This window comes from Luteibacter sp. P1_D3 (assembly GCF_056406135.1).
The window spans coordinates 22,868-49,518 of record NZ_JBFUAT010000015.1 but is presented as its reverse complement, the minus strand read 5'-3'; the positions used below and the strand labels follow the sequence as shown (position 1 = coordinate 49,518).

General features: G+C 64.4%; 23 protein-coding genes and 3 tRNA genes. 6 read left to right on the top strand and 20 right to left on the bottom strand.

What is annotated here, in order from left to right; all coding sequences use genetic code 11:
* Positions 1-9: 9 nt before the first annotated feature.
* A complete protein-coding gene (locus AC1DYM_RS11665) occupies positions 10-2,037 on the bottom strand; it encodes a translocation/assembly module TamB domain-containing protein (protein ID WP_477338417.1) in 2,028 nt (675 codons plus the stop codon).
* Between the two features lie 45 nt (positions 2,038-2,082).
* On the opposite strand from AC1DYM_RS11665, the gene AC1DYM_RS11660 reads away from it, so the two are divergent.
* Entirely contained in the window at positions 2,083-2,787 is a 705-nt protein-coding gene (locus AC1DYM_RS11660) for a response regulator (protein ID WP_477338415.1), read from the top strand.
* Here AC1DYM_RS11660 and recO read toward each other — a convergent pair.
* The 11 genes from recO to AC1DYM_RS11605 all read right to left on the bottom strand — a co-directional run bounded on the left by recO (position 2,779) and on the right by AC1DYM_RS11605 (position 14,455).
* Complete coding sequence (gene recO / locus AC1DYM_RS11655) at positions 2,779-3,471, bottom strand: DNA repair protein RecO (RefSeq protein ID WP_477338413.1); 693 nt, start codon at positions 3,469-3,471, stop codon at positions 2,779-2,781. The two genes, AC1DYM_RS11660 and recO, sit on opposite strands and share 9 nt — an antisense overlap.
* Before the next feature lie 20 nt (positions 3,472-3,491).
* Positions 3,492-4,427: a GTPase Era gene (gene era, locus AC1DYM_RS11650; protein WP_477338411.1), complete on the bottom strand. Its 936-nt coding sequence runs from the start codon at positions 4,425-4,427 to the stop codon at positions 3,492-3,494.
* Positions 4,424-5,077: a ribonuclease III gene (gene rnc / locus AC1DYM_RS11645; RefSeq protein WP_477338409.1), complete on the bottom strand. Its 654-nt coding sequence runs from the start codon at positions 5,075-5,077 to the stop codon at positions 4,424-4,426. The genes era and rnc overlap by 4 nt, the downstream gene beginning before the upstream one ends.
* Before the next feature lie 6 nt (positions 5,078-5,083).
* Complete coding sequence (locus AC1DYM_RS11640; RefSeq protein ID WP_477338407.1) at positions 5,084-5,461, bottom strand: DUF4845 domain-containing protein; 378 nt, start codon at positions 5,459-5,461, stop codon at positions 5,084-5,086.
* Between the two features lie 141 nt (positions 5,462-5,602).
* The gene (gene lepB, locus AC1DYM_RS11635; protein WP_477338405.1) at positions 5,603-6,505 is read right to left on the bottom strand and encodes a signal peptidase I; all 903 of its coding nucleotides are present in this window, start codon (positions 6,503-6,505) and stop codon (positions 5,603-5,605) included.
* Positions 6,506-6,580: 75 nt separating this feature from the next.
* Complete coding sequence (gene lepA / locus AC1DYM_RS11630; protein ID WP_046966791.1) at positions 6,581-8,371, bottom strand: translation elongation factor 4; 1,791 nt, start codon at positions 8,369-8,371, stop codon at positions 6,581-6,583.
* Positions 8,372-8,501: 130 nt separating this feature from the next.
* Positions 8,502-9,911, bottom strand: a complete 1,410-nt coding sequence (locus tag AC1DYM_RS11625) for a Do family serine endopeptidase (RefSeq protein ID WP_477338403.1) — start codon at positions 9,909-9,911, stop codon at positions 8,502-8,504.
* Between the two features lie 127 nt (positions 9,912-10,038).
* Entirely contained in the window at positions 10,039-10,695 is a 657-nt protein-coding gene (locus AC1DYM_RS11620; RefSeq protein WP_477338401.1) for a sigma-E factor negative regulatory protein, read from the bottom strand.
* Complete coding sequence (rpoE, locus tag AC1DYM_RS11615; protein ID WP_046966788.1) at positions 10,692-11,288, bottom strand: RNA polymerase sigma factor RpoE; 597 nt, start codon at positions 11,286-11,288, stop codon at positions 10,692-10,694. The genes AC1DYM_RS11620 and rpoE overlap by 4 nt, the downstream gene beginning before the upstream one ends.
* A 144-nt stretch (positions 11,289-11,432) precedes the next feature.
* Positions 11,433-13,985, bottom strand: a complete 2,553-nt coding sequence (locus AC1DYM_RS11610; RefSeq protein WP_477338399.1) for a putative bifunctional diguanylate cyclase/phosphodiesterase — start codon at positions 13,983-13,985, stop codon at positions 11,433-11,435.
* Entirely contained in the window at positions 13,973-14,455 is a 483-nt protein-coding gene (locus AC1DYM_RS11605) for a hypothetical protein (RefSeq protein WP_477338397.1), read from the bottom strand. The genes AC1DYM_RS11610 and AC1DYM_RS11605 overlap by 13 nt, the downstream gene beginning before the upstream one ends.
* A 146-nt stretch (positions 14,456-14,601) precedes the next feature.
* On the opposite strand from AC1DYM_RS11605, the gene AC1DYM_RS11600 reads away from it, so the two are divergent.
* Positions 14,602-16,659, top strand: coding sequence for a 3-hydroxyacyl-CoA dehydrogenase NAD-binding domain-containing protein (locus AC1DYM_RS11600; protein ID WP_477338395.1), 2,058 nt, complete (start codon positions 14,602-14,604; stop codon positions 16,657-16,659).
* A 106-nt stretch (positions 16,660-16,765) separates the two neighbouring features.
* Here the strand turns inward: AC1DYM_RS11600 and AC1DYM_RS11595 are convergent, their stop codons facing one another.
* From AC1DYM_RS11595 to AC1DYM_RS11580, 4 genes are all read right to left on the bottom strand, one after another.
* Positions 16,766-17,506: a DUF2058 family protein gene (locus AC1DYM_RS11595; protein ID WP_477338393.1), complete on the bottom strand. Its 741-nt coding sequence runs from the start codon at positions 17,504-17,506 to the stop codon at positions 16,766-16,768.
* A gap of 24 nt (positions 17,507-17,530) precedes the next feature.
* Positions 17,531-17,734, bottom strand: coding sequence for a SlyX family protein (locus AC1DYM_RS11590; protein ID WP_477338518.1), 204 nt, complete (start codon positions 17,732-17,734; stop codon positions 17,531-17,533).
* Positions 17,735-17,943: 209 nt separating this feature from the next.
* On the bottom strand, positions 17,944-18,729 hold the full coding sequence (locus AC1DYM_RS11585; protein ID WP_046966783.1) for an FKBP-type peptidyl-prolyl cis-trans isomerase: 786 nt from the start codon (positions 18,727-18,729) through the stop codon (positions 17,944-17,946).
* Between the two features lie 165 nt (positions 18,730-18,894).
* On the bottom strand, positions 18,895-20,655 hold the full coding sequence (locus AC1DYM_RS11580) for a cation:proton antiporter (RefSeq protein WP_477338391.1): 1,761 nt from the start codon (positions 20,653-20,655) through the stop codon (positions 18,895-18,897).
* 205 nt (positions 20,656-20,860) lie between these two features.
* Here AC1DYM_RS11580 and AC1DYM_RS11575 point away from each other — a divergent pair.
* From AC1DYM_RS11575 to AC1DYM_RS11565, 3 genes are all read left to right on the top strand, one after another.
* Positions 20,861-20,936: transfer RNA gene (locus tag AC1DYM_RS11575), tRNA-Ala, on the top strand.
* Between the two features lie 11 nt (positions 20,937-20,947).
* Positions 20,948-21,023 (top strand) — tRNA-Glu (locus AC1DYM_RS11570).
* A 69-nt stretch (positions 21,024-21,092) separates the two neighbouring features.
* A tRNA-Asp gene (locus AC1DYM_RS11565) sits at positions 21,093-21,169 on the top strand.
* 100 nt (positions 21,170-21,269) lie between these two features.
* Here the strand turns inward: AC1DYM_RS11565 and AC1DYM_RS11560 are convergent.
* Positions 21,270-21,746 carry a DUF1249 domain-containing protein gene (locus tag AC1DYM_RS11560; protein WP_477338389.1) on the bottom strand — a complete coding sequence of 159 codons (477 nt, stop codon included), beginning with the start codon at positions 21,744-21,746 and terminating at the stop codon, positions 21,270-21,272.
* Between the two features lie 27 nt (positions 21,747-21,773).
* Positions 21,774-22,589 carry a posphoenolpyruvate synthetase regulatory kinase/phosphorylase PpsR gene (gene ppsR, locus AC1DYM_RS11555; protein ID WP_046966780.1) on the bottom strand — a complete coding sequence of 272 codons (816 nt, stop codon included), beginning with the start codon at positions 22,587-22,589 and terminating at the stop codon, positions 21,774-21,776.
* Between the two features lie 189 nt (positions 22,590-22,778).
* Between ppsR and ppsA the strand changes: the two genes are divergently transcribed.
* A complete protein-coding gene (ppsA, locus tag AC1DYM_RS11550) occupies positions 22,779-25,151 on the top strand; it encodes a phosphoenolpyruvate synthase (protein WP_477338387.1) in 2,373 nt (790 codons plus the stop codon).
* 106 nt (positions 25,152-25,257) lie between these two features.
* Here the strand turns inward: ppsA and AC1DYM_RS11545 are convergent, their stop codons facing one another.
* Together AC1DYM_RS11545 and AC1DYM_RS11540 are read right to left on the bottom strand one after the other, a co-directional pair.
* Positions 25,258-26,025 carry a DeoR/GlpR family DNA-binding transcription regulator gene (locus AC1DYM_RS11545; RefSeq protein ID WP_477338385.1) on the bottom strand — a complete coding sequence of 256 codons (768 nt, stop codon included), beginning with the start codon at positions 26,023-26,025 and terminating at the stop codon, positions 25,258-25,260.
* The gene (locus AC1DYM_RS11540; RefSeq protein ID WP_046966777.1) at positions 26,022-26,642 is read right to left on the bottom strand and encodes an HAD family hydrolase; all 621 of its coding nucleotides are present in this window, start codon (positions 26,640-26,642) and stop codon (positions 26,022-26,024) included. Before AC1DYM_RS11540 ends, AC1DYM_RS11545 begins: the two co-directional genes overlap by 4 nt.
* Between the last annotated feature and the right edge of the window lie 9 nt (positions 26,643-26,651).

The following is a 26,651-nucleotide window of genomic DNA, read 5'->3' as shown; positions in this document are numbered from 1 at the left end:
TTCGAATCATCATCGTATCACCGGTCCACCGCCTTCCGTGGCCGCCTGTAGCCGTCTGACCAGGGTCGGCCAGTCGACCTCACGCTGGTGCCCCACCACCGTGAGACGCGGCAAACCGCTGCCTTCGACGATAGTGTAGCCATCCTTGGCATTGCCCAGCCCGCCCATGGAGCAGACATCGCCCTTGAGCTGGCAGGTCAGCCCGATGCGCTTGTAGCCGAATGTCTTGAAGAGCTTCAGCACGGTGCCCTGGAGGCCGCCGGCGATACCGCCACCGCCGACAGCGGTGAGATTGTTGACGGCCTTCTGACTGATCCGGCCGCCGTCGTTCGCCATGAACGCGGCCTTGAAGGCGGCTGGTTTCCAGGCGACCAGGCGCAGATCGTCCAGCGCGCCGTCGAGCCGTCCAGTGATGCTTCCGAAATCGAAAACCGAGGTCAGCAGCGCGAGATCGAGCTGGCGAAGGGCGATATTTCCGGTCATAACCGGAGCATTGCCAAAGGGTTGCGAGACAGTCATGCGGGTGATGTCGACAAACCCGTCGAAGACGTTGAGCGACAGGCCACCGCCCATCTCCACCCGGTCGTCGACATAGCGCATGGACGGGATGGCCCCGCCGATCGTGCCCTTGAACTCGGGCCAACCCAACGCGCGGCAAAGTGCCCCCATGTCGATCTGGGTCAACGCCAGCGAGGTCTGCAAGCGCTCGCCGCTCGCCGCAGCCGGCTTCAAGGACAGACCCTGCACGCGTAGCTGTCCATCGAGTACCGGGACGACCAGTGGCTTTTCCAGGGCCAGCGTGCCGCCGCGGCTCCGCCAGTTCGCTTCAGCGGCTCCGTTCGGGATCTGGTACACCTGAAGCGCACGCCAGCCAAGTTTGGTGACCGGGCGATCATCCGTCGCACTCCAGTCCAGCGCCCCATGCAGGCCCGTGACACCGAGACGACCCTGGGCAAACGACAGGTCGAGGCCACTGGTCTGCAGGGCGAACGCTGTCAGGCCCCCGGCGTTCATCCCCACCTGACCGCTGACCTCACCCGTCCCCACCAGCGCATCGATGCCGAGGGTGCGAAGCCAGCCCTTGCCGTAGCGGTCGTAAGCAGCAGGCAAGCGGGCGTTGAAGTGATCCAGTTGCAGTTGCGTCAGATCCCCGTTCGCGTTGAAGGCCAGCTCGCCCTCGAGCTGCAGGGCGTCGGGATCGGTGAGACGCAGACGCGGGATCGCCAGGCTGCCCTTTTGCGAGCGTGTCGCCAACGAGAGCTGCACGGCGTGCGAGGGCAAGCTGGCATAAAGCGGGCCGAGCAGGATCTCGCCACCGCGCAGGCTGGCGTCGAGGTCGATCGACGCACCGCCAGCACGGCTGTCGAGGCCCAGCCGTCCGCTCGCGGACAGCTTTTGCCCGGCAAGCTTGCCGCCCGGGCTATCGAATCCCATCCCATCGATAGCGAACTGGCCGGCCGCCTGTAAACCGTCGTCGATGAGGTCGAGCGCCAGGTCGGCATCCACGCGGCCGGTCGTCGTATGCCCCGACCACACCGTGGACAGAAGGCCGTTGAGCCATCCGGCCGGCAGGTCCTTCAGGGTGATCTGGGCATGGGTGGTCTGATCGATCGGCAGGGCGATCCGTGCGCTCGCCTTGTCCTGGGTGATCGAAAGCTCGAGCGTGTTGGCCGAATCATCGGCCACCATATGCAATCGCGCATTGGTGAGCGCCCCGCCGGGAGCCCCCTTCAGCCGAAGCGATCCATCGAAGACCCAGCGCCCGACCTCATCGCGATTCAGCCCACCTTCTAGCGTGACGCCCAGTTTTCGCCAGCCCATCGCGGGTATGTCGGCCTGAACGGCTGACAGCGTCAGCTGCAACCCTTGTCCGTCTGGCGCCGAATTTATGTCGGCTTGCATGCTTGTCATGCCCACACCGGGCAGCAGCACGCTATCGGCGCCTACCGAAACCCCCGCGCGAACACGCCCAGCCCCGGCGAACAAGGCGCAGGCAACGAGAACGAGGACAAAGGTGCGGGTTGATACGGCGAGCATGCTCGGCCATTCTGCCAAACTCAGATGAACAACACGGAACGTTGCATGCCGGACCGCTATTTATTTCAGGTACTCGTCGCCGATGACGACCCATCCACGCGGGCGTTTCTCCGCAGCGCGCTGGCAGCCATGGGCTATGTCGTCACGCTGGCCGAGGACGGCGCGCAGGCGCTGAACCTCGCCCGCACGACGTGCTTCGACGCCATTCTGCTGGATTGCCGCATGCCCTCAGGCGGCGCCGTCGATGTTCTGGTCGCACTCCACGCGGATCCCGCCGCCGCGTCGCGCCACGCCGTGGCGATGGCGACCAGCGCCGAGGTGCCCACCGCCCTGCGCCAAAGCCTTATCGAGGCGGGCTTCGCGTGCGTCATCGAGAAGCCCTGCGGGATCGGTTCCCTCGCGAACGCCCTGACGGCGACCCTCGGCGTCCATGGTGACGAACACGCCCTCGATGACCACGAAGCCATGCTCGCGACCGGGGACCTGGCCACCATGCATGCCTTGCGCAGCCTGTTTCGTGAGGAGCTGCTTCAGCTCGGGCCCGAGCTCGCGTCCCTGGCGAACGACCCGGCGACCCTGGTCGAGCGGCTGCATCGGCTGCGCTCGGCCTGCGGATTCTGCGGTGCGACGCGACTGGCCGTTCAGGCAAAAGCCCTGCAACACCATGTCACCGAAACACGATGGGCCTCCCCGCCCGCCCTGCTCCGCTTCCGCTCGGAACTCGAACTCGCGCTCGCCGCTTTAGCGTAGGACGCGCCAGGCTTTGAGCTCACCGCCGCCAAGATGGAAGGTGATCACCTGGCGCATCATGCGGCGCAGCGAGGAGAGCCCGGCGGTATCCGGCGCGGCATCTGCCGCCAGTGCAAGCAGGTCCGCGCCGCGGATGGCTCGCTGGTCGCCAACGCGCCCCGGTAGCACGCCCGATTCGGGATCGTAAAAATAGACGAGCGCCGGATCCACGGGCGAGCCGTCGATGGCGTCGATATCGAGCTGGAGCCCGTAGCCCAGGGCGTCGAGCATGTCGCGCTCGAAGCGTCGCAACGTCCAGGCCAGCGGCTCGCCCGCAGCCATGCGCCTGAGCGTGCTGTCGTAGAACGCGAACAGCTCGGGGTTGCCGTCCTGACGGCCGGTCAGGCGGACGACCAGCTCATTGAGGTAGAGCCCGGCAAGACCGGCATCGCCGGTCAGGCGAAGCACAGGCCCAGAGGGCTCGGCGCTACGCAGCGTGGCAAGCTCGCCCTTCATCAGGAGATCGAGCTCGACGCGCTGGAACGGTTCGAGCTGGGCCCGCTGCGTACGCGCGCCCTCCCGCCGGACGCCGCGTGCGACCACGCCGATACGGCCATGATCGCGGGTGAGGCATTCGGCGAGCATCGAGGTTTCCCGGTACGGCCGGGCATGCAGGATGAAGGCGGGCTGTTGTTCGACGCGCATCTCGGCTCGCGCCTGGCGGCTTATTCGTAGCCGAAACGCTTGAGCAGGTTCTCGTCGTCGGCCCAGCCTTCGCGAACCTTGACCCAGAGCTTGAGGAACACCTTACGCTCGAACATGCTCTCCATCGCCTTGCGCGCCGACGTGCCGATCGCCTTGAGCTGGGCACCGCCTTCGCCGATCACGATCGCTTTCTGGCCGTCACGCTCGACCCAGATGACGGCGTGCACTTCGGCAATACCGTCGGGACGATCCTGGAAGGCCTCGATCTCGACGGTGGTGGCGTACGGCAGTTCCTGGTTGAGACGCAGCATGAGCTGCTCGCGCACCATCTCCGAGGCCAGGAAGCGCTCGCTGCGATCGGTAATCTCATCCTCGGCATAGACCGCCGGCTGTTCTGGAAGGCGCTTGAGGATGCCTTTTTCCAGGCCTTCGAGGCCTTTCGACTTCAGTGCGCTGACGTAATAGACATCGTCGAACTGATGCTTCTGCATGAGATCGGCGACGAACGGCAGCATGGCCGTCTTGTCCTTCTGCAGGTCAACCTTGTTGATGGCCAGCAGTTTCGGCACGTCCGGTTGTTCGGCGAGAGCGGCGTACATGGCGGCGTCTTCGTCCGTCCAACGACCGGCCTCGATCACCTGTACCGCCAGATTCACTTCGGAGATGGCCGCGCGCGCCGCGCGATTGAGGCTGCGGTTCATCGCGCGCTTGCCGCCCCGGTGCAGTCCGGGCGTATCCACGTAGAGGATCTGCCCTTCCGGCTTGGTGGAAATACCGAGAATGCGGTGACGCGTCGTTTGCGGACGATGGCTGACAATGCTCAGGCGTACGCCGATCATGGCGTTGAGCAGGGTGGACTTGCCTACGTTCGGGCGACCCAGCAGGGCCACATAGCCGCAGCGGAAGTCGTCGTCGACGAGGGTGTCGTGGTCTTCGGGGATATCGATGTCGTTCATGATTTCTTTTCCAGCAAGCGGCGCAGCACCGTTTCGGCAGCGTCCTGTTCGGCGGCGCGCCGGCTGCCCCCGCGTCCTTCGACGCGAATCGGTTCCGGTTCGTCGATCGTACAGCTGACGTCGAAGATCTTGGCGTGATCTTCGCCGTAGCTGTCGGTTAATTCATACATGGGGAGGGGAAGCCCTCGTCCCTGCAGCCATTCCTGCAGCCGCGTCTTGGCATCCTTGCTGGATCGCTTGATCTCCGCCACGCGTGGCGTGAACAGACGGCGCACCACCTGGCGACAGGCGTCGTAGCCGTCGTCGAAGTAGACGGCGGCGACCAGTGCCTCGAAGGCGTCGGCAAGGATGGAGTCACGGCGAAAGCCGCCACTCTTCAGCTCGCCAGGCCCGAGTTTCAGGTCGTCGCCGAGCTCGAGCTCGCGCCCGATGACGGCCAGGGCCTGGCCATTGACCAGTTGCGCGCGGAGGCGGGAAAGCTCGCCTTCGCTGGCATGGGGGTGCGCCTCGAACAACAGCTCGGCTACGAGGGCGCCGAGCAGGGCGTCGCCCAGGAATTCCATCCGCTCGTTATTTGGCTTCCCGGCGCTCCGATGAGTCAGGGCCAGGGTCGCGAGACCGGGATCACGAAAGCGGTAAGGAAATTCCACGAAACCTCATTGCCCGACGGCACTTTTGAGCGGCGCCGACTTCTCGAAATGGAGCAGGAAGGCGATGTTGTAGATGAACGGAATCACTTTGTCGTAGGAGACATTAAGTATGGCTGCGTTGCCGGTACGCTGGATGGTGACGTCCTTCGGCTTGATCGTCGAATTATCCACATACTGGAAGCTCATCTTGAAGGCGAGCTTGCTTCGTACCGTCTCGAGGTCCTCGGAGCCGCCCTCGGCGGCGATCTGGTTGACCGCTTTGATCACGCCGCCGTACTCGATATAGGACGGCACCAGCTTCATGGCCATGAAGGCGAAGAAGCCAGCGATGGCCAGCATGAAGACGAACCCGATAAGGGTAATACCCGACTGCCTGGATTTCATGTTTCGGTCTCCGCCGCGCGAAGCGGCTCCCCTGTTCAAGACTTTAAATGCCGACGGGGCGCGCAAGGCGCCCCGCAGCGGAGATTACCTTGTCCGGGGCGTACCGCAACGCCATGCAGCGTGACGGACGCCACCGTTCCGTCAGTGAATGACCTTACCCATCTTGGAAAAGTCGAACAGGCCATTATCGAACCCCCGCCAGGCGAGCCAGACGAAGAACGCCTTGCCGACCAGGTTGGACTCGGGCATGCAGCCCCACCAGCGGCTGTCGGTGCTGTTCATCCGGTTGTCGCCCATGACGATATAGCAGCCCTTGGGTACTTCCGACGGGACCGCCGCATTAGGGATGTCCTGCGGCATGTTGTAGGCCGGGGTCAGGGCGATCGTGTGGTTGATGCTGCCCAGGTGTTCGGTGTAGAGCTTGGAGCCATAGGTCATCAGCAGGCGATCTTCGACCCGGGTCATGCTGCCCTTGAACGGACCGATCTCGTCGGCTCCCACGCGCTCGCCGTTGATGTACAGCTCGCTGCCACGGGTTTCGATGCGGTCGCCCGGCAGGCCGATCACCCGCTTGATCCAGTTCTCGCTGGGCACGGGGGCGTGCGGGTCCTGGCAAGTGATGTCGCCACTGCGGATCGTCTTGCCACTTTCGTCCTGACAGACATATCCCGGGAAGCGGAACACGACCACGTCGCCACGACGGGGCTCGCCGTTCTCGACCAGCTTGTTATTGAAGGCCGGCATGCGCAGGCCGTAAGCGAATTTGTTGACCAGGATGAAGTCGCCCACGTCCAGCGTCGGCATCATCGAGCCCGACGGGATACGGAACGGCTCGGCGACGAACGAGCGCAGCAGGAGCACGACCAGGATCACCGGAAACAGTGAGCGGGCCCAGTCGACGGGCCACGGCTCGGGCTGCTCGGTTCCCGAGGCTTCGGCGCGGGCGCGACGCGCCTTGACCAGGAAAAGGCGATCGAACAGCCAGACCACGCCCAACAGGACGGTCAGGGCCAGGAGAATCGCCGAAAAATCAAATGCCGCCATACCATCTCCATCAATCGTGTCGAGGGGCCTCGCGGCCCGGACCGGCGCATCCGGCGCCGGCTTTCCATGTTTCGGTTACTTGTCCTGCCTCAGCACGGCAAGGAAGGCTTCCTGAGGAATTTCAACGCTGCCTACCTGCTTCATGCGCTTCTTGCCTTCCTTCTGCTTCTCGAGAAGTTTCTTCTTTCGCGAGACGTCGCCGCCATAGCACTTGGCGAGGACGTTCTTGCGCAGTGCCTTGACCGTCGATCGCGCGATCACCGCCGCGCCAACAGCGGCCTGGATGGCCACGTCGAACTGTTGGCGAGGAATCAGATCCTTCATGCGCTCGACAAGTTCCCGGCCGCGACGGTCGGCGTGCGAACGATGCACGATCAGGCTGAGCGCGTCCACGCGATCGCCGTTGATCAGGATATCGACACGGACGAACGGGCCCGGATCGAACCGCTCAAGGTGGTAATCCATCGAGGCATAACCACGGGACACCGACTTCAGGCGATCGAAAAAGTCGAGCACCACCTCCGCCAACGGCAACTCGTAGGTCACCTGCACCTGGGTCGCCAGGTACTGAATGGAACGCTGTACGCCGCGCTTCTCTTCGCACAGCTTGATCACGTTGCCGACATAGTCACCCGGGGTGAGGATCGTGGCGACGATGATCGGCTCGCGGATTTCCACGATCTGTTGCGGCGGCGGAAGCTTGGCCGGATTGTCCATCTGCAGGACGGTGCCGTCCGTCTTGGCCACCTCGTAGACCACGGTCGGTGCCGTGGTAATAAGGTTGAGGTCGTACTCGCGCTCCAGGCGCTCCTGCACGATCTCCATGTGCAGCATGCCGAGGAAGCCGCAGCGAAAGCCGAAGCCCATCGCCTCGGAGCTTTCCGGCTCGAAGAACATCGCGGCGTCGTTGAGGCGCAGCTTGTCCAGCGCCTCGCGCAGGGCCGGGTAATCGTCGGCCGATACGGGGAACAGGCCCGCGAACACGCGCGGCTTCATCACCTGGAAGCCAGCCAGCGGCTCCGATGCAGGCTTGCCCGAATGCGTCAGCGTATCGCCCACGGGCGCGCCATGGACGTCCTTGATCGATGCATTGATCCAGCCCACCTCACCTGCGCCGAGACGGTCCAGCTTCTTGCGCTTGGGCGTGAACACACCGACGTCGTCGACCAGGTGAGTGCGGCCCGTCGACATGACCAGGATTTTGTCGCCCGGGCGGATCTCGCCCTGCATCACGCGCACCAGGGACACGACGCCCAGGTAGTTGTCGAACCAGGAATCGATGATCAGCGCCTGGAGCTTATCGGTGTTGCCCGCCTTCGGCGCCGGAATGCGATGAATGATCGCCTCGAGCACCTCGATGACGTTCTGGCCGGTCTTGGCGCTGACAGGGATCGCGTCGGTCGCGTCCAGACCGATCACGGCCTCGATCTCGGCCTTGGCCTTTTCGACATCCGCCGTGGGCAGGTCGATCTTGTTGATGACCGGGATGACTTCCAGGCCCTGCTCGATCGCCGTATAGCAGTTGGCGACCGACTGCGCCTCGACACCCTGCGCGGCATCGACCACCAGCAGCGCGCCTTCGCAGGCGGACAGCGAGCGGCTTACCTCATAGGAGAAGTCGACATGCCCGGGGGTATCGATGAAGTTGAGCTGGTAGGTCTTGCCGTCGCGCGCCGTGTACGGCAGCGAGACCGACTGCGCCTTGATGGTAATGCCACGCTCACGCTCGATCGGATTGTTGTCGAGGACCTGCGCTTCCATTTCGCGCTCGGTCAGACCCCCGCACAACTGAATGATACGGTCGGCCAGGGTCGACTTGCCGTGGTCGATATGGGCAATGATGGAGAAGTTGCGGATAAGTTCCATGGAGCGCCGTGGTCACGTTCACCATCGCTCGCGGCGCGAACGACGCGCGCCGGCCCTCGGGACCAGCGCGAATCAAGCATTATCGCATGGAAGGCCACCCACCGCCGACCGGCAGGTGGCGCTGTGTTTGTCAGCGATCGCTGGGGACCGTAACACCAACGAATCGCGTCGAATCCTCGCGCCGGACCAGCAGCATCGCGGTATCGCCGGACGTGATGCCCTTGGCAGCGTCGCGGAACGCCGCGGCGCTGCCGACCCGCTTCTGGTTGACCATGAGGATGACGTCGCCGGGCCGCAGTCCGGTGTTGGCCGCGGCCGGGCCAGACACCTTGCTGACCACCACGCCCTCGCCGGCCTTGAGGCCCAGCTCCGACCGCGTCGACGCGTCGATGTCCTGCACGGCTAGCCCCAGGGCGGCGGCCGATCCGCCACCGACGGCATCCTCGCCTGGTGCTGCCGAGGCCAGCGCCGCCTTGTCGCGCGGCAATTCGCCGACCTTCACCTCGACCGACTGCTTCTTATGGTCGCGGAGGAATTCCACCCTGGCCGTCGAACCGGGCCGGGTGATGGCCACCAGCGGCGGAAGGTCCGGTGCCTGTGTGACAGGCGTGCCGTTGAAGGACAGGATCACGTCGCCCTGCTTCAGACCGGCCTTGTCGGCACCACTTCCCGGCGTGACCTGGGCGACGAGCGCACCGTTGGAATCCGGCAGGGCAAGATTCTTCACGAAGGGATCCACGGGCTGCACGGTCACGCCGAGCATGCCGCGCGAGACATAGCCCTTGTCCTTGATCTGCTGCACGACGTTCATGGCCACGTCGATGGGGATCGAAAACGACAAGCCTTGGTAGCCACCGGAGGTGGAGTAGATCTGCGAGTTGACGCCGATCACCTGGCCCTGCAGGTTGAACAGCGGGCCACCGGAATTGCCCCGGTTGATCGGGACATCGGTCTGGATGAACGAGGTGTAGGGCTGATCGCTACTGCCGAGGTTTCGCCCGACCGCACTGATGATGCCGTGGGTCACGGTGGCGTCGAGGCCGAACGGAGAGCCGATCGCCAGGGCCCATTGGCCGCGCTTCACGCTGCGCGAGTCGCCGATGGTGACGGCGGGCAAGGCAGTGGCATCGACCTTCAGCAGGGCGATGTCGTACTGCGGATCCTTGCCGACCACGCGGGCGGTGAAGGTTCGACGATCCTGCAGGCGAATCTTGACCTCGTCGGCGTCGTCGACGACATGGTCGTTGGTGAGGATGTAGCCATCGGCGGAGATGATGAAGCCGGAGCCCAGCGAGGTCTGCTCGGGCGGCTGCACGGGCGCGCCCGGCATGCCGAAGAAGCGACGCAGCAGCTCCTCCTGATCATCCTGTCCGGCCGGGCCGCCCTTCGCTTTTCTGTGGGCGCCTGTAGTCTTCGCCTCGACATGGACGACCGCCGGGGCATTCTTCTCTACCACGGTCGTGAAATCGGGCAGGCTCTGCGCCTGTGCGCCCGCCGTAGCCAGGACCAGTGCGCCACCCAGCATGGCGCGTGAATTCAACCAACCCATCCTCTTTCCTCCTTGTCAAAGCCACGGTTGCCCGTCCGTCGGAACGACCGCACGGATGGTCACGAATCAGGGATCGGGCGCGCCGGGGACGGTCGGCGCGCCAGGGTAACGCCGCGGCTCAGCGAGCCTGCGGCGCGCCGACCGGCTGCACATAACGGCTGCCGTCGGGGCGGGTCAGCAGCATGTAGCCATTGCCTTCCGGGGCATCCGCGGCCCGGGCACGATGAATCTGGTACGGCGTGGATCGCGGAAGATAGGTCACCCCACCCTCGCTCGAACTGTCGAATGCCGCCTTCTGGGTGAACTGGGACGCCATGTTGCTACCGGCGAGCCATTGCGGTGCCACCGGGGCAGCTGCAGGTTCCGGCGTGGCCTCGGCGACCTGGATATCGCCGGCGACCGGCGCCTCGTGGGCGATCTCGGGTGCGCCGGACCGGTTACCTGCCGGTTGCGAGAGCATCAGCGCGGCGACGGCGACGCTGGCGGCAATGGCACCACCCGCCGACCAATGCAGCCAGCGTCGGCGCGGGGCGATCCCGGCAACGACCGACACATCGGCTTCGGCCTCGATCGCCGCCATGACCCGATCGACGAAGTCATGGGAGACCGGCGRCATCACTTCACCGCGCAGCCCTTCACGACCCGCGTGATATCGCGACCAGACGTCGGCGAGGCCCTGATCGGCCTCCAGACGACGCAACAGGAAGCGGATTTCCTCCCGCGACAGCTCTCCGTCCATGCCGGCGGAGAGAATTTCACGATTGGCTTCACTCATGGATTGTGATCCTCGCGGTCGGAAAGAAGCGGCCGCAGTTTTTCGTCGATGGCTTCACGAGCCCTGAAGATACGCGATCGAACCGTACCGATAGGACAGTTCATGATGGCGGCGATTTCGTCGTAACTCTTGCCGTCCACCTCGCGCAGGGTAATCGCGACCCGAAGCTCTTCAGGTAGGGCTTGGACAGTGGAAAACACCGTTTGTTCCACCTGTTCCCGCATCAGCTCGCGTTCCGGGGTGGCGCTGTCGTGCATGCGCGTGGCGCCCGGCACGTAAACCGCGTCGTCTACGTCGATATCCCCCGTGGGTGGGCGTCGGCCCATCGCCACGAGGTGGTTTTTCGCCGTATTCACGGCAATCTTGTAAAGCCAGGTGTAGAAAGCGCTTTCGCCGCGGAACGACCCGAGGGCGCGCCAGGCGCGCACGAAGGCTTCCTGGGCAATGTCCTCGCATTCGGTCCAGTCGTGCACATAGCGCGAGATCAACGCGATCACCTTGTGCCGGTACTTCCGCACAAGCAGGTCGAACGCGCGGCGATCTCCTTGCTGCACACGCTCGACAAGTGCTTGATCCAGTTCGTTTTCGCCCATCCGGGCCGTCTCCTCACATCATTCGGGGCCAGTCGCGGGCGCAGCTGAGACAAGCGCGGACCGAGCAAGTTCACTGCCGGTCGACCGGTCATCCCATGAAAATATGCGCAACCCGGCCTGAACCTCAAGTTGGCCCCGGGGGGATCAGGCAGTGACAGGTGCCCTACCCTCGGTAATCACACGCTCACGTTCGGCCAGCAGCTTGTCGAAAGCCACCACCGGCAGCGGGCGGCAGAAAAGGTAGCCCTGTAGCTCGTCGCAGCCGTTCGCCCGGAGGAACTGCAGGTGCTGCTCGATTTCCACGCCTTCGGCCACCACGCCGCGCTTGAGCCGGTGGGCCATGTCGATCGTCGCCCGGACGATGGCTTCGTCGTCGGGATCCACGCCGATGTTGCGCACGAAGCTCTGGTCGATCTTGATCCGGTCGGCCGGCAGCCGGCGAAGGTAATCGAGCGAGGCGGCGCCGGTGCCGAAGTCGTCGATGGCGATGTGGCACCCCATGGCGTGCAACGCGTCGAGCGTCTCGACCAGGTGCGGCACGGTCTTCACGCTGATGCTCTCGGTGACTTCGAGTTCGAGGCTGTTCGGGTCGAGGCCGGTATCGGTCAGGGCACTGGTCACGACTTCGGCAAGGTTCTGCTGCATGAGCTGCACCGCTGAAAGGTTCACGCCCAGGCGCAAGCCCAGGCCGTAGATGTCTTCCCAGGCCTTGGCCTGCGCGCATGCGGTGCGCAGCACCCACTCCCCGATCGGCACGATCAGGCCGCTGGCCTCGGCCAGCGGGATGAAGAACGCCGGACTGATCATGCCCAGCTCGGGGTGTTCCCAGCGCACCAACGCTTCCATGCCGACGATGTCTTCGGTGACGGCATTGACCTGCGGCTGGTAGAACACCCGCAGCTCGTCATTCTTCACCGCGTGCCGCAGGCGTGCCTTCAAGGCCACGTGCTGCTGTTGCGACGCGTCCGTGTTGGCCGCGTAGATCTGGTAGTTGTTCCGGCCGAGGCTCTTCGCACCGTACATGGCTTCGTCCGCGTGCCGGAGCAGCAGTTCACCTTCCGTCGCATCGTCGGGGAAGAAGGAAATGCCGACCGAGACCGTGGCCTGCAGTTCCGAACCGTCGTCGAGACCGAGCGGGATCTCCATCGCCTGGACCACTTTCTCGGCAATGCGCAGCACGTCGTCGCGCTTGATGATGTGGCGCAGGATCATCGTGAACTCGTCGCCGGCGTAACGCGCGACGGTGTCGGATGCACGCACGCTGGCGCGAAGCCGCTTCGCCACTGCGGTCAGCACCTGGTCGCCCACGGCATGACCGAGCGTGTCGTTGATGCTCTTGAAGCGATCCAGGTCGACCAGCAAGGTGGCGAAGCATTCGCCCGTCCGCTCGGCTTCCCGGATCGTCGTATCCAGGCGATCGTTGAACAGGAGGCGGTTCGGCAACGCGGTAAGCATGTCCACGAGGCCCCGCGCGCGCCCTTGCTCGCGTGCGCGTCGCAGCTCCAGCGCCGAGGCGAAGCGCGCCGCCGCCGCACGCAAGGCCGGCTCGAGTACGCGGCCATCGCTGGCGATGCGACGGCGACCCGCCAGCAACGCGCCGAGCACGTTGCGGCGCTCGTCGAGCAGGGGCAGGAACGCATAGGAGCGCAAGCCGAGTGAGTCGATGAGGGGGTCGGCCACCACCGCGCCAGCCGCCTCGCCAAGGTGCGAAAGCGTCGCCCCACCCAGGCAGGTCTTCAGCAGGGGCAGGTCGGCCGCGTCGGGCCACTCGACCAGGCCCGGACCGTTCCAGATGCGCGTCAGCACCTCGGGCCCGAACTCGCTCTCCGGCAGGGCCGACCAGACGGCGACCACGTCGAGTTCCAGTGCGTCGGCCAGCATGGCCCCCGCCTCACCCATGCCCTCATCGTCACTGGGACAGGCATCCAGGACGGAGAGCAAGGACAACGCCCTGCCCGCCATCTCGACGGCGCGAAGGTCACGGAAGCCGACGGCGATGCGGTGGGCGCCACGATCGACCAGGTGGCGCACATCGATCTCGCCGGCGATGTCGCCGCCGTCGAGCCGACGCAAGGTGCACGCCATGCCGTCACCATCGGGGACGGGCCACGCCACGGCTCCATCCATGGTGAACAGGTCGGCAAGCAAGCGACCGTGGACGGGGCCGTCGCCGCTCATCAGCCGATTCATGGCGCCGCCGCTTTCGATGACGCAGCCCTCGGGCGTGGAGGCAACCACCCAGGCCGCACCCGCCTCGAAAGCGAAGCGATAGTCCAGGCCGCTCGGCTCGCTCGGAACGACGGGCGCGTCGTTACCGATCGCCGCGCGCACGCGCTGCGCCAGCTCGGCCGCGATGGCGTTTTCGCGCAACCAGTCGGCACTGTCGTCCGGGGCCACCCCGGGTGCCTCGCCAACGACGTAGACCACCGGCAACTGCGAATAGGCCGCTGAACCACGAAGGATGCGCAGGCCCTGGGCCATGTCCGCCGTCCCGTCCGCACCGATGACGGCCACCTGAAGTGGCGGCGCGTCGGCCAGCAAGGCTTCGAGTTGTGCCGCGTCGCGGGCACTCAACAGGACGAAATCACCGTCGGCGTCGAGCGCATCGAACACCGCGCGACGCACGTCGCGACGTGGAGTGAAGATCAGGACGCCGCTGGGCATCGCACCCGACATGTGCACGCTCAAACGATCCACCGACCGTCGCGCAGGCGGGGCGCCGCGGAGCGCGCACGCCAGTCCGCGTCCACACGGATGATGTCGTCTTCAAAGGTCGCCAGCAGGGTCGGGCTCGCCCCCATCAGCACCACCCGGCGCACATGGCCGGTCTGGGCACGCGCCAGTTGCCGTAAAAGTGCACCGTCGGTCGCACTGGGCGGCCCCGGCGGCATGTCCAGCAGATACACGCCGAAGTGCAGGCTCTGCGAGATATAACGCAAGGCGTCGCCCAGCCTCGTGCATCCCGGTACGCGCATCTGCGCGTCGCGCAGGCTGGCCAGGCCCTCCGCATGGCGCCACAGGTACACGGCCTGCCCCGTCCGCCGCGCAACCAGTCGGAACTGGTCGATCAGCTGGTGGGTGTCGCCGGCCTGCAACGCGACCAAAGGCCCCGACGCGGACAGAATGCGGTCGAAGACATCGGTTCCTACATGGGAGTCGGCAGGCATGGGCGACACATCGGCGGTAGTGGCGCGAAGTATCGGTCCTATACGGGGGCGTACGCTAGGGATCGAACACCATACGCGGGGGTATCTCGCATTCGGCCCGGCAGGAAGGTATGGTGATGCGCTTATTCGCCAGCGTACGACCCGCCATGTTCGAAGGACTCCGATTCAAGCACTGGAAGACCAACGTGGGCGACGACGGCATCGTCGTGCTCACTTTCGACCGCGAGGGCGCTAGCGCCAACGCGCTGTCGCGAGAGGTCCTCGATGAACTCGACACGATCGTCGAGCGCCTGGCTATCGAAAACCCGCGAGGGGTCGTCATCCACTCCGCCAAGCCCTCGGGCTTCGCCGTTGGTGCCGATATCCGCGAGTTCGTCGAATACGCCCAGACCGGCACCGTGCTCGCCAACATCGAGAACGGCCAGCGGGTCTTCGAGAACCTCGCCCGACTGCCCTGCCCGACGGTGGCCGCGATCCACGGCGCCTGCATGGGCGGCGGCACCGAACTCGCCCTCGCCTGCCGCCAGCGTATCGCCGTGGACGACGATGCCACGAAGATCGGCCTGCCCGAGGTCATGCTCGGCATCCATCCGGGCTGGGGCGGCACCGCTCGCCTGCCGCGCCTGATCGGCGCGCCCGATGCGTTGCCGGCCATGCTCACCGGCAAGCCGTTCAACGCGCGCCGGGCCAAGGCCGTCGGCCTGGTCGACCGGCTGGCCCGCGCGGACGAACTGCTCGCCGAAGCCCGCCACCTGATCAAGCGTCCACACCAGCGTCCGTTCGCGCAGCGCGCGAAAGCCTGGGCCACCAACACCCTGCCGGCGCGCGCGATCCTCGCCCCCATGGTCCGCAAGCAGACCGCGGCCAAAGTGCGCAAGGAACACTACCCCGCTCCGTTCGCCCTGATCGATACCTGGGCGCGCGGCGGGTCCAGCATCCAGCAGCGGCTCAAGCTCGAAGCGAAGTCGGTGGCGAAACTGGCGACCACGCCGACGGCTCGTAACCTCATTCGTATTTTCTTCCTGCAGGAACGCCTGAAGGGTCTCGGTGGCGGCACCGACCACGGCATCAAGCACGTACATGTCGTCGGTGCAGGCACCATGGGCGGCGACATCGCCGCGTGGTCCGCACTCAAGGGCTTCGACGTCACCTTGCAGGATCGCGAACTGCGCTTCATCGAACCCGCGATCAAACGCGCCCGCACGCTGTTCGAAAAGAAGCTCAAGGCGCCCGCCAAGGTCGATGCAGCCACTGCCCGCCTTCGCGCGGACGTCGATGGCAAGGGCATCGCCGAGGCGGACCTCGCGATCGAAGCGATCTTCGAGAATCCGGAAGCCAAGCACGCGCTGTACGCAACCATCGAGCCGCAGTTCCAGGCGGACGAAATCCTCGCCAGCAACACGTCCTCGATTCCGCTCGATGAACTGCGTCAGGGCCTGAAAGCGCCGCAGCGATTCCTCGGCCTGCATTTCTTCAATCCCGTGGCGCAGATGCCACTGGTCGAGGTCGTGCGTCACGACGCGCTGGATCCGGCCATCGAGAAGCGTGCACTCGCATTCTGCAAGGCCATCGGCAAGCTGCCGGTGCCGGTGAAAGGCACGCCTGGCTTCCTGGTCAACCGCATCCTCATGCCGTACCTGATGGAAGCGATGCGCCTTTACAACGAAGGCGTGCCGGGTCCGGTGCTCGATCGCGAAGCAAAGAAGTTCGGCATGCCGATGGGCCCGATCGAACTGGCCGATACAGTCGGCCTCGACGTATGCGCTTCGGTCGGCAAGGAGCTCGCGCCCTTCCTTGGCCTGGAGATCCCGCACGGTCTGGAAGAAAAGATCGCCGCGAACAAGCGCGGCAAGAAAGATGGCGAAGGCCTGTACGTGTGGAAGGAAGGCAAGCCGGACAAGCCTGAAGTGGATCCCGACTACGTGCCGCCGGCCGACATCCAGGACCGCATGATCCTGCCGATGGTCAACGAAGCGATCGCCTGCCTCGCCGAAGGCGTGGTCGACGATGCCGACCTGCTCGATGCTGGCGTGATCTTCGGTACGGGTTTCGCACCATTCCGCGGCGGCCCGATCCAGTACGTGCGCACGGAAGGCGTGGCCGCCGTGCGTGAGCGTCTGGCGAAGCTGGAAGCGACGCACGGTGCGCGCTTTGCGAAGAAGGAAGGCTGGGACAACCCGGAACTGGCTCAGCCCGCCGCCTGATCCTGTGGGAGCCGATTTATCGGCGATGCTTCACGCGCCGTGAGGAGCATCGCCGATAAATCGGCTCCTACAAGAGCAGCTGCCGCGCGTCAGCGCGGCACGCCCCTCACCACATCAAATCGTCAGGCACGCCATCGTCCGACTCGCTCACCGCGTTCGGATCGACCAGTAGCGCAATGAACTCCGGCGCCAGCACCTGCAGTTCCGCGATGACCGCCTTGTCGACAATGAGATAGCGACCACCCTGCTGCACCACACCCAGCTCGCCCGCGTTGATCGCGACCAACTGGGCCGCATCCACATGGACGCGGCGGATCTTCTCGCCATACGGAAAATGACGAACCTGATCGGCATCGGCGAGGTTCAGGGCCTTCCCCTTCAGCAGCTCTTCGACCTTGCGCTTCTTCTCCTTGCGCAACCGGGCCTGCTCGGCCGCCTCGGCTTCGAGACGGCGGCGCTCGGTCGCGTCGGTCTGCGCGCGAATGGCATAGGCCTTGGCCAGGTCGATCTCGCCATCCTTACGCGGCGGGCGGGGCTGTCCACTCGCGCCGGGCTTGCCGCCCTGTGGCGGTCGGCCGCCTGCCTGGGGCCGGTTGCCCTGCTGCGCCTGCTGCGGACGGCCACCTTGCTGGGGCTTGCCTCCCGGCTGCGGTCGGCCACCTTGTGGCGGCTTCGCACCCTGACGCGGATGGTTGCCTGCATACGGCTGGCCGCTGCCGGCCGAAGCTCGTCCACCCTTGGCGGCATCGGAACCGCCTTGCCGCGGCGGTACGGACGTCCTTTTTTCTTCGCGGACCTCCTTGACGAGGCCGCTCTTCAATAACTGGTCGCGCAGGGACTCTGCCATGATCGATAAGGCTCGTTCGGTTATTCAGTAATGCGGCGGCGGGGGTTCGTTGGCGTTGTCGCTGCCCAGTCCCGCACGCATATTCATGAGGTCGGAGCGCAGATCGCGCACCGCCCTCTCCAGTCGATCCAGTCGCCGGGCTATTTCGGTGTCTGCCGATGACAGCCCGTTGACCGTATCGTCGATGAAGGCGAGACGCATCTCGAGCTCCATCATGCGATCGTCCATGTCAGTCATGGTTGCCCATCTCCGCAAGGCAGGTGCCGGTGACGAGAACGACGTAGCCGGTGCCGAAGATCGTGACTTTCATGGAACTCCCAGGGACATCAGGACCTGCTGCCGTAACCGTCGATTGTAGTGCCGGCTGGCAGCCAGGCAAAGAAAAAGGGCGCGGATCGCTCCGCGCCCTTTCATTTTCCTACAAATGCCGCGCGAGCTTACTTGCCGCCCGGAGCACCGGCGCCCGGGCCACCCGGACCCTGGCCGGCAGGCGCCGGACCGGTCTTGAGCAGCTCGACGTCGAAGATGATCGTCGCGTTCGGCGGGAAGCCGTTTTCCGGCTTGGCGCCGTAAGCGATGTTCGACGGGATGAAGAGCTTGTACTTGCCGCCGGTCTGCATCAGCTGCAGGCCTTCGCGGAAGCCCGGAATCACGGCCTGGAGCGGGATCGAAGCCGGACCGGCAGGCTGATGGTCAGCCGACGCGTCGAACTTCTCGCCGTTCACGAACGTACCGGTGTAGTTGATCGAGACCATGTCGTTCGGGCCCGGACGTGCGCCGGTACCTGCCTGGACAACCTGGTACTGCAGGCCCGAAGCCGTGACCTTCACGCCAGCGGCGCTCTTGTTCTTGGCCAGGAAGGCATCGCCTTCCGACTTGTTCTGGGCTGCAACCTTGTTGTACTCGGCTTCGGCCTTGACCTTCAGCTGGGCCACAAAGGCTTCGCGGACCGTCTTGGCTTCGGCTTCGGTCATGGTCGGCTTCTGGCCGGACAGGGCAGCCTGCAGGGCCTTGGCGACCGTAGCGGCATCCACTTCCTTCGCGACGAGCGGCGGCAGCGAGCTGGCAAGGTCCCAACCCACGACGTAGCTGGCCTTCTGCTTATCAACGGTGCCCGCACCAGCAGCAGCCGGCTTGGCTGCCTGGGCGGATGCGCCCGCGGCAGTACCCAGCGCAACCGCCAGGGCGACGGCCGTCATCGTGGGACGCAAAAATTGCTTCATTCGGTATTCCCTCTCTTGGAAAGATTCGGCGACACCGCCGGTACACCTCCATGTGGAGGCGGAAACGCCATTGTGCGGTGGTTCGCGCCTTGCTTGCAATGACGTGGCGAAAGACAAGGTTTCACATGAAAAGTTCAGCAGCCTTTCAACGGAATGACGAATCGGTCACTCATCGTGTCCCGGACCCGGCTTTTCCAGGGTATCCCGCAGGGCTGCCTGTAGCCGCGCGTGCACCTGCACCAGGACCCGCCAGAGCAGCCAGACCAGGCCGATGCCGATCAGGACCAGCACCCCGGCGACCTCGCGCGGGGGCAGGATCGTGGATGCCAGGGCGGCCACGAGGAGGCCGAGGATCAACATCGCCACCACCGGGATGATCCGCCCGAGGACGGAGCGAATCCGGAAGGTGCGGCTGCCGAAGCGATCCGGAATGCTCAGTTCGGCCAGCAACATCCCCAGCGCCCCGGCCTTGCGGTAAGCCGCGACCACCATGGGCAGGGACAGCAGCGCAGCGAACGACCAGGCCAGGCTCCGGCGTACCGTGGCGTCGTCGCTGAGCATGTCGACATGGAGGAAGCCGCGACGGTAGGCGAAGGCGACGATGACGAAGACCGCGATCACCAGCATCATGTTGATGATCACGTGCCAGACCAGCCGGCGGATCATTTTCATCACGATGGCACCCTGCCCTTGCAGGCCCAGGCTCCCCATCCACTCGGTATAGGCACCGAACACACCCGTGACGCGGGTGGGCAACGCCCGGCCGAGGAAGCTCGCCAGAGGATCGGAGGCGCGGATCAGGTAAGGGGTGAGGAACGTCGTGATGGCCGACACCGCCACCGCCACCGGGTAAAGGAATTTACTGGTCACCTCGAGTGTGAGACCCAGTGACGCAATCACGAATGAGAATTCGCCGATCTGCGCCAGACCCATACCCACGCGCAGCGACGTGCGGCCATCGTTGCCGGCAACGAAACTGCCGAAACTGCAGGTCACCACCTTGCCCACGACCACCGCGATGGTCACGATGGTGATCGGCAAGGCGTACTCCACGATCAGCGCGGGGTCGATCAACATGCCGATGGCGACGAAAAAGATCGCACTGAACATGTCGCGGACCGGCATGATGATGCGCTCGATGCGCGCCACGCTCTCCGACTCGGCCACGATCGCGCCGATCATGAAGGCGCCCAGGGCCACGCTGTAGCCCATTTCGGTGACCAGCAGGCAGAAGCCGAAGCAAATGCCCAGCACGGCAATCAGCAGCACGTCGTTGCGACTGACCCGCGCGATGTAGTCGACCACGCGCGGCACCAGCAGCAGGCCCACGACAAGGGATACGGCCATGAACAGGCCGAGCCGGCCGATCGCTGCAAGCGCCTGGCTCGCCTCCAGGCCGCCTGTGCTGGCGATACCCGTAAGCAGGGCCATCAGGACGATGGCGAGCAGGTCCTCGACGATGAGGATGCCGAACATCAGCTGGGCGAAACGCTCGCGCTTCAGACCCAGGTCTTCGAGGGCCTTCATGATGATCGTGGTCGAGGAGATGGACAGCATGGCACCGAGGAAGATCGCGTCCATCGCGGACCAGCCGAAGAATCGACCGATCTCGTAGCCGATCCACACCATCAGCACGATTTCGGCGAAGGCGGCGACCAGCGCTGCGCCACCGACGGCGCGCAGCTTCTTCAGGCTGAACTCCAGGCCGAGCGCGAACAGCAACAGGATCATGCCCAGTTCGGACAACGTACGAATGGTTTCTTCGTCGTGGATGAAGATCACCGGCAGCGTATGCGGCCCGATCAGCAGCCCCRCGATGATGTAGCCCAGCACGACGGGCTGCCTCAGTCGCTGGAAGATCACGGTCGTCAGGCCGGCAACGAGCATCACCGTTGCCAGATCCTGGATGAAAACGATGCCGTGCATGCCTGCCCCTGTGTGTGCGAAGGGACAGGTTAGCGCGTGCGCAGGAACATGCGCACGGAATACGCGTCGACACTCACGCCCTCGTCGTCACGCAAGTGCGCGCCAGTGTTCGTCATTCTCGAATTCGTGAAAATAATTTAAAAAAAACTGTAACGAATGCTTGACGAATTAGCGGGTCGGACGTAATCTTTGCGGCTTCCAGCAGGGGGCCATAGCTCAGCTGGGAGAGCGCCTGCATGGCATGCAGGAGGTCGCCGGTTCGATCCCGGCTGGCTCCACCAACTTCTAAGACGTCCCCATCGTCTAGAGGCCTAGGACATCACCCTTTCACGGTGGCGACCGGGGTTCGAATCCCCGTGGGGACGCCACTTTCTGGTCCGCCAGAGAGTGTTAAGGACGAAGAAGTTGGAAATGTTGGAAAGCTGGAACGTAAGTGTGGAGCGGTAGTTCAGTCGGTTAGAATGCTGGCCTGTCACGCCGGAGGTCGCGGGTTCGAGTCCCGTCCGCTCCGCCATTACTTCCAAAAAGATCCCGCCATCAGGCGGGTTTTTTTTTGCCTCAACCTTGCCCGCTGCCGCGGGATCGCCGATGAGTCGGCTCCTACAACGAGCGATTTAGTCGGGCTTGGTGTCGTCAAGGCGCTCGAGCGTGCCGATCGAATGCCCCTGCTCGGCGAGGAATTCCAGCCAGCGGCTGAGGAAACCATTCATGCGCAAGCGATGCTGGAGCACCGTATTCGCCGGCGGAAAAGGGCCGAGAACCTGCCAGAGCTTGCGTCCGGGATGGCAGTGCATCGCTTCGGCCACATGCGCGTCGGTGTACATGCGCAACTGGGCCGACGGCGACGGCTGGCCGGTGGTCTCGTCGACGAAGTCGTAGGTGAGTTCGAGCTCCAGTGTGTACGGGTGCTTTTCCTGCACGTCCAGGCGCACTTTCAGGCCGTCGTCCACATCGGAGATGTAACGGCCCGGCGCCAGCCGCTGCGGCGCGAACAGCCGTGCCAGCCGGTGGTAGTTCTCCGCATACAGCCCCATCAGGAAGCCGAAGCGTCCAGGGAGGAAGGCGGATGGGCGTTCGATGACGGCGGTCATGTCGGGCGAGGTTCTCCGTAAGGCTGTCTAGTACATGTGACGTTCGATGCCGAGGTACTCGAAAATCTTGCTCGAAATCTCCTCGATCGACGTATGCGTGGTGTTGAGGACCGGAATGTTTTCCCGCCGCATGAGCCGGTCGGCCTGTTCCAGCTCCCAGCGACACTGTTTCAGGGTCGCATATCGACTGCCCGGGCGCCGCTGCTCGCGGATCTGCGCAAGGCGGTTCGGGTCGATGGTCAGGCCAAACAGGCGGCTTCGATAGGGGCGGAGACGGGTTGGCAGCTCCAGCTTGTCCAGGTCGTCGTCCGTGAGCGGATAGTTGGCGGCACAAACACCGTAATGCAAGGCCATGTAGAGGCAGGTAGGCGTCTTTCCGGAGCGAGAAACGCCCACGAGGACCAGATCCGATTCGTTGTAGTCGACGTCCAGGCCATCATCGTGCGCCAGGGCGTAGTTGGTGGCGTTGATTCGCGCTTCGTAGCGCTCGAAGTCCACCAGGCCATGTGAACGGTTGACTGCACCCGACTGCTTGGTGCCCAGTTCGGCCTCCAGCGGGTCGATGAAGGGGGCAAACACATCCAGCATCAGGGCACCGCTGCCGGCGACGATGTCGCACAGGGCACGGGAAGTCATGGTGTTGACCACGATCGGCCGCTGGCCGTCCTGGGCGTACTTGGTCTTGATGCGCAGGGACGCCGCCTCGGCCTTCTGAGGGTTATCGATGAACGGCAGGCGGTGGGTATCGAACTGGACCCCCTCGAACTGGGCCAGCATGCTGTTCCCGATGGTTTCGGCGGTGATGCCGGTGGAATCGGAAATGAAGAAGACGGTACGGCGCATCGGGGGTTTTCCCAGCGGGTGGTCCATGGACAAACCTTAGCGCAAGACGCCGCCATAACAAGCGACCCCGCATGATCCCTGAACGTTTGTGCATCGCGCCTTGTTTCTGTGGCGACAGGGACACGACAATGCGCGGATTTTCTAGCGTGGCCCGCCGCCATACCGACGAACCGATGTGAGGACTTTCCTTTGAGCGACCTGGTACTTTGGCTCGACGCGCTGCGCATGACCGACCTGGGCAAGGTGGGCGGCAAGAACGCCTCCCTTGGCGAGATGATCGGCAACCTGGCGAAACTGGGCGTATCCGTTCCGGGTGGCTTCGCCACCACGGCCGACGCCTTCCAGACCTACCTTGAAAAAAGCGGCCTCGCCAAGCGCATCCAGGAACGCCTGGCCACGCTGGACGTGGACGATGTGGACGAGCTGGTCCGCGGTGGCAAGGAGATCCGCGGCTGGATCGTCGACACCGCCCTGCCCGCCGACCTCGAACAGGCTATCCGCGACGCCTATATCAAGCTTTGCAAGGATGCCGGTGCCGATGACATCGCCGTGGCCGTGCGTTCTTCCGCCACAGCCGAAGACCTGCCCGACGCCTCGTTCGCCGGACAGCAGGAAACCTTCCTCAACGTGGTCGGCATCGACGACGTGCTGCACAAGGTGAAGGAAGTCTTCGCCTCGCTCTACAACGACCGCGCCATCGCGTACCGCGTGCATCAGGGCTTCAAGCACGAGGACGTCTTCCTGTCCGCTGGCGTGCAGCTGATGGTCCGTTCAGATGTCGGCGCCTCCGGCGTGCTGTTCACGCTCGACACCGAATCCGGTTTCCGCGACGTCGTCTTCGTCACCGGCTCCTACGGCCTGGGCGAGATGGTGGTCCAGGGTGCCGTCAATCCGGACGAGTTCTACGTATTCAAGCCCACCCTGCGCGACGGCAAGCCGGCCGTGCTTCGTCGCAGCCTCGGCGCCAAGCAGCAGCGCATGGTCTACTCCGACCAGCCGGGCGAGCGCGTCCGCATCGAGGAAACGCCGGTCGAACTGCGTCACCGCTTCTGCGTCGTCGACGCCGATGTCGAGGAACTGTCCCGCCAGGCCCTGATCATCGAGAAGCACTACGGCCGCCCGATGGATATCGAGTGGGCGAAGGACGGCAACACCGGCAAGCTCTACATCGTCCAGGCACGCCCGGAAACGGTAAAATCCCGTGGCACTACGACGACGCTCGAGCGCTTCCAGCTCAACGAAAAGAGCAAGGTGCTGACCGAAGGCCGGGCCATCGGCCAGAAGATCGGTTCCGGCAAGGCACGCGTGATTCGCTCGCTGGCCGACATGAACAAGGTGCAGCCGGGCGACGTACTCGTGGCCGACATGACCGATCCCGATTGGGAGCCGGTGATGAAGCGCGCCGCAGCGATCGTGACCAATCGTGGCGGGCGCACCTGCCACGCGGCGATCATCGCCCGCGAGCTCGGCGTGCCGGCCGTCGTCGGTTGCGGTAACGCGCTGGAGACGATTCCGGACGGTGCCGAAGTCACCGTGTCCTGCGCCGAAGGCGACACGGGCACGATCTACGAGGGCTTGCTCAAGTTCGATCGCATCACTGCCGACCTCGGCGCGATGCCCGACGCGCCGCTGAAAATCATGATGAACGTGGCCAACCCTGAGCGCGCATTCGATTTCGGCATGCTGCCGAACGCCGGCATCGGCCTGGCCCGCCTGGAAATGATCATCGCCAGCCACATCGGCGTGCATCCAAAGGCCTTGCTCGAGTACGCCAAGCAGGACCCGGAAACCAAGGCACGCATCGATGCGCGCATTTCCGGCTACAAGGATCCGGTCTCGTTCTATGTCGATCGCCTTGCCGAGGGCATCTCCACCATCGCCGCCTCGGTATATCCGAAACCGGTGATCGTGCGCCTGTCCGACTTCAAATCGAACGAATACGCCGGCCTGCTCGGCGGTTCCCGCTACGAGCCGCACGAAGAAAACCCGATGATCGGTTACCGCGGCGCCAGCCGTTACGTCGATCCGGGCTTTGCCGACGCCTTCGCACTCGAGTGCAAGGCGGCCAAGTACGTGCGTGAAACGATGGGCCTGACCAACGTATGGATCATGATTCCCTTCGTGCGGACGCTGGACGAAGGCCGCAAGGTGATCGAAGTGCTGCGCAAGAACGGCCTCGTGCAGGGCGAGAACGACCTCAAGGTCATCATGATGTGCGAGGTGCCCTCCAACGCCCTGATGGCCGACGAGTTCCTCGACATCTTCGACGGCTTCTCGATCGGCTCGAACGATCTCACCCAGCTCACCCTCGGCCTGGATCGCGATTCGAGCATCGTCGCCAACCTGTTCGACGAACGCGATCCGGCGGTAAAAAAGCTGCTTTCGATGGCGATCAGCACGGCTCGCGCCAAGGGCAAGTACATCGGCATCTGCGGCCAGGGTCCGTCCGACCACCCGGATCTCGCCGAGTGGCTGATGGAGCAAGGCATCGAATCGGTATCGCTCAACCCGGATACCGTCGTCGACACCTGGCTGCGCCTTGCGAAGAAAAAAGCCGGCTGAAAGAAGGCTCCTACGAGGCTAAACGCCTGGTAGGAGCCGATTTATCGGCGATGGGTGTTGCCGCAAGACCCAATCGCCGATAAATCGGCTCCTACAACAGCAGGTGTTACATGTGCACGGTCACACCCGCGGCACGATAACGCGCCACCACGGCCGCCTCCGTATCCGCGGCGACCACCAGATGCGAGATACCCGTGATCGGTGCCGTGTGATGCGTCGCCGACGCCACCAGCTTGTCGGGGGTGGCGATAGCGACTGTTTCGCCACTGGCCTCGATGATCGCCTGTTTGAACACCGTTTCTTCCTCGTCGTAGGTCCATAGCCCACGCTGAGGATCGATCGCACAAACGCCTGGAAAGCACAGGTCCGCGCGAATGTCCTGGGCCTGGCGTACCGTGCGCGAGCCGATCGCACCGCCGATCGCAGGATCGAGCTTGCCGCCGAGCAGGATCACGTCGAAGCCCGGCCGCCCCAGCACCGCCAGCGCGACATCGGGCGCATTGGTCACCACGGTCAGGTCGCTGTGATCGGGCAGCATCTTCGCCAGCACCGTGTTGGTGGAACCGGCATCGATGAAGAGGATCTGCCCCGTGCCGATGAGGCCAAGTGCCGTGCGCCCCAGCGCGCGTTTCAGTTCGGTGCGCTCGGCGTGGCGCTCGCCCAGGGGCGGTATGTTCACGGCAAGCAGGGCGCCGCCGTAGACACGGCGACACAAGCCCTGCGCAGCGAGGTCGCGCAGGTCACGACGGATCGAATCTTCCGAGACACGGAACTCCTGAGCGAGATCCGCCGCGATGACCTTGCCATCGCGTTGCAGGCGCTCGAGGATCAGCTGCTGCCGCTCGCGCGGCAGCGTCGTATCCGGCACGTTCATTTAGGCAGGAACCCGAGCTTGATCAGTTCGGCGCGCAATTGGGCTGGCGTATGAAAATGAATGCCGTGGATTCCGAGGGCTTCGGCGGCCTCGACGTTGACCTTGTTGTCATCGATGAAGATGGCGCACGTCGGATCGATGTCGTAGCGCTCGAGCAGGGTTTCGTAGAGCTTCGGATTGGGCTTGATCATGCCCTCCTCGCCCGACACCACAATGCCATCGAAGCAATCGAAGAAGGCATACCGCTGGCGTGCGATCGGAAAGGTCTCGTGCGACCAGTTGGTCAGCCCATACAAGGGATGCCCGGCATCTTTGAGCTCGCGCAGGATATGCAGGCTGTCGTCGATGGGACCGCCAAGCGTCTCTTCCCAACGATGCTGGTAAGCGGCGATCAGGTCGGCCTGGGTGGGATGCTCGGCGCTCAGCAAACGAACGGCTTCCTCCCATGACCGGCCGGCATCCTGCTGCAGGTTCCATTCCGGCGTGGTCACTTCAGCGAGGAAACGTTCCATACCGGCTTCGTCGTCGCCGAACAGCTTGCTGTAGAGATAACGGGGGTTCCAGTCGACGAGTACGCCGCCGAAATCGAAGATGACTACATTGCGTTTGGAATGCATGCCTGACTC

Excerpts from the sequence above, each read along its gene's own strand:
- recO (WP_477338413.1), bottom strand. The coding sequence starts at position 3,471 with ATGCGCGTCGAACAACAGCCCGCCTTCATCCTGCATGCCCGGCCGTAC.
- lepB (WP_477338405.1), bottom strand. The coding sequence starts at position 6,505 with ATGGCGGCATTTGATTTTTCGGCGATTCTCCTGGCCCTGACCGTCCTG.
- AC1DYM_RS11540 (WP_046966777.1), bottom strand. The coding sequence starts at position 26,642 with ATGCATTCCAAACGCAATGTAGTCATCTTCGATTTCGGCGGCGTACTC.
- AC1DYM_RS11600 (WP_477338395.1), top strand. The coding sequence starts at position 14,602 with ATGTTCGAAGGACTCCGATTCAAGCACTGGAAGACCAACGTGGGCGAC.
- AC1DYM_RS11605 (WP_477338397.1), bottom strand. The coding sequence starts at position 14,455 with ATGCCTGCCGACTCCCATGTAGGAACCGATGTCTTCGACCGCATTCTG.
- lepA (WP_046966791.1), bottom strand. The coding sequence starts at position 8,371 with ATGGAACTTATCCGCAACTTCTCCATCATTGCCCATATCGACCACGGC.
- AC1DYM_RS11640 (WP_477338407.1), bottom strand. The coding sequence starts at position 5,461 with ATGAAATCCAGGCAGTCGGGTATTACCCTTATCGGGTTCGTCTTCATG.
- AC1DYM_RS11660 (WP_477338415.1), top strand. The coding sequence starts at position 2,083 with ATGCCGGACCGCTATTTATTTCAGGTACTCGTCGCCGATGACGACCCA.
- AC1DYM_RS11585 (WP_046966783.1), bottom strand. The coding sequence starts at position 18,729 with ATGAAGCAATTTTTGCGTCCCACGATGACGGCCGTCGCCCTGGCGGTT.
- era (WP_477338411.1), bottom strand. The coding sequence starts at position 4,427 with ATGAACGACATCGATATCCCCGAAGACCACGACACCCTCGTCGACGAC.
- AC1DYM_RS11545 (WP_477338385.1), bottom strand. The coding sequence starts at position 26,025 with ATGAACGTGCCGGATACGACGCTGCCGCGCGAGCGGCAGCAGCTGATC.
- rpoE (WP_046966788.1), bottom strand. The coding sequence starts at position 11,288 with ATGGGCGAAAACGAACTGGATCAAGCACTTGTCGAGCGTGTGCAGCAA.
- AC1DYM_RS11590 (WP_477338518.1), bottom strand. The coding sequence starts at position 17,734 with ATGGACGATCGCATGATGGAGCTCGAGATGCGTCTCGCCTTCATCGAC.
- AC1DYM_RS11665 (WP_477338417.1), bottom strand. The coding sequence starts at position 2,037 with ATGCTCGCCGTATCAACCCGCACCTTTGTCCTCGTTCTCGTTGCCTGC.
- AC1DYM_RS11595 (WP_477338393.1), bottom strand. The coding sequence starts at position 17,506 with ATGGCAGAGTCCCTGCGCGACCAGTTATTGAAGAGCGGCCTCGTCAAG.
- AC1DYM_RS11560 (WP_477338389.1), bottom strand. The coding sequence starts at position 21,746 with ATGACCGCCGTCATCGAACGCCCATCCGCCTTCCTCCCTGGACGCTTC.
- ppsR (WP_046966780.1), bottom strand. The coding sequence starts at position 22,589 with ATGCGCCGTACCGTCTTCTTCATTTCCGATTCCACCGGCATCACCGCC.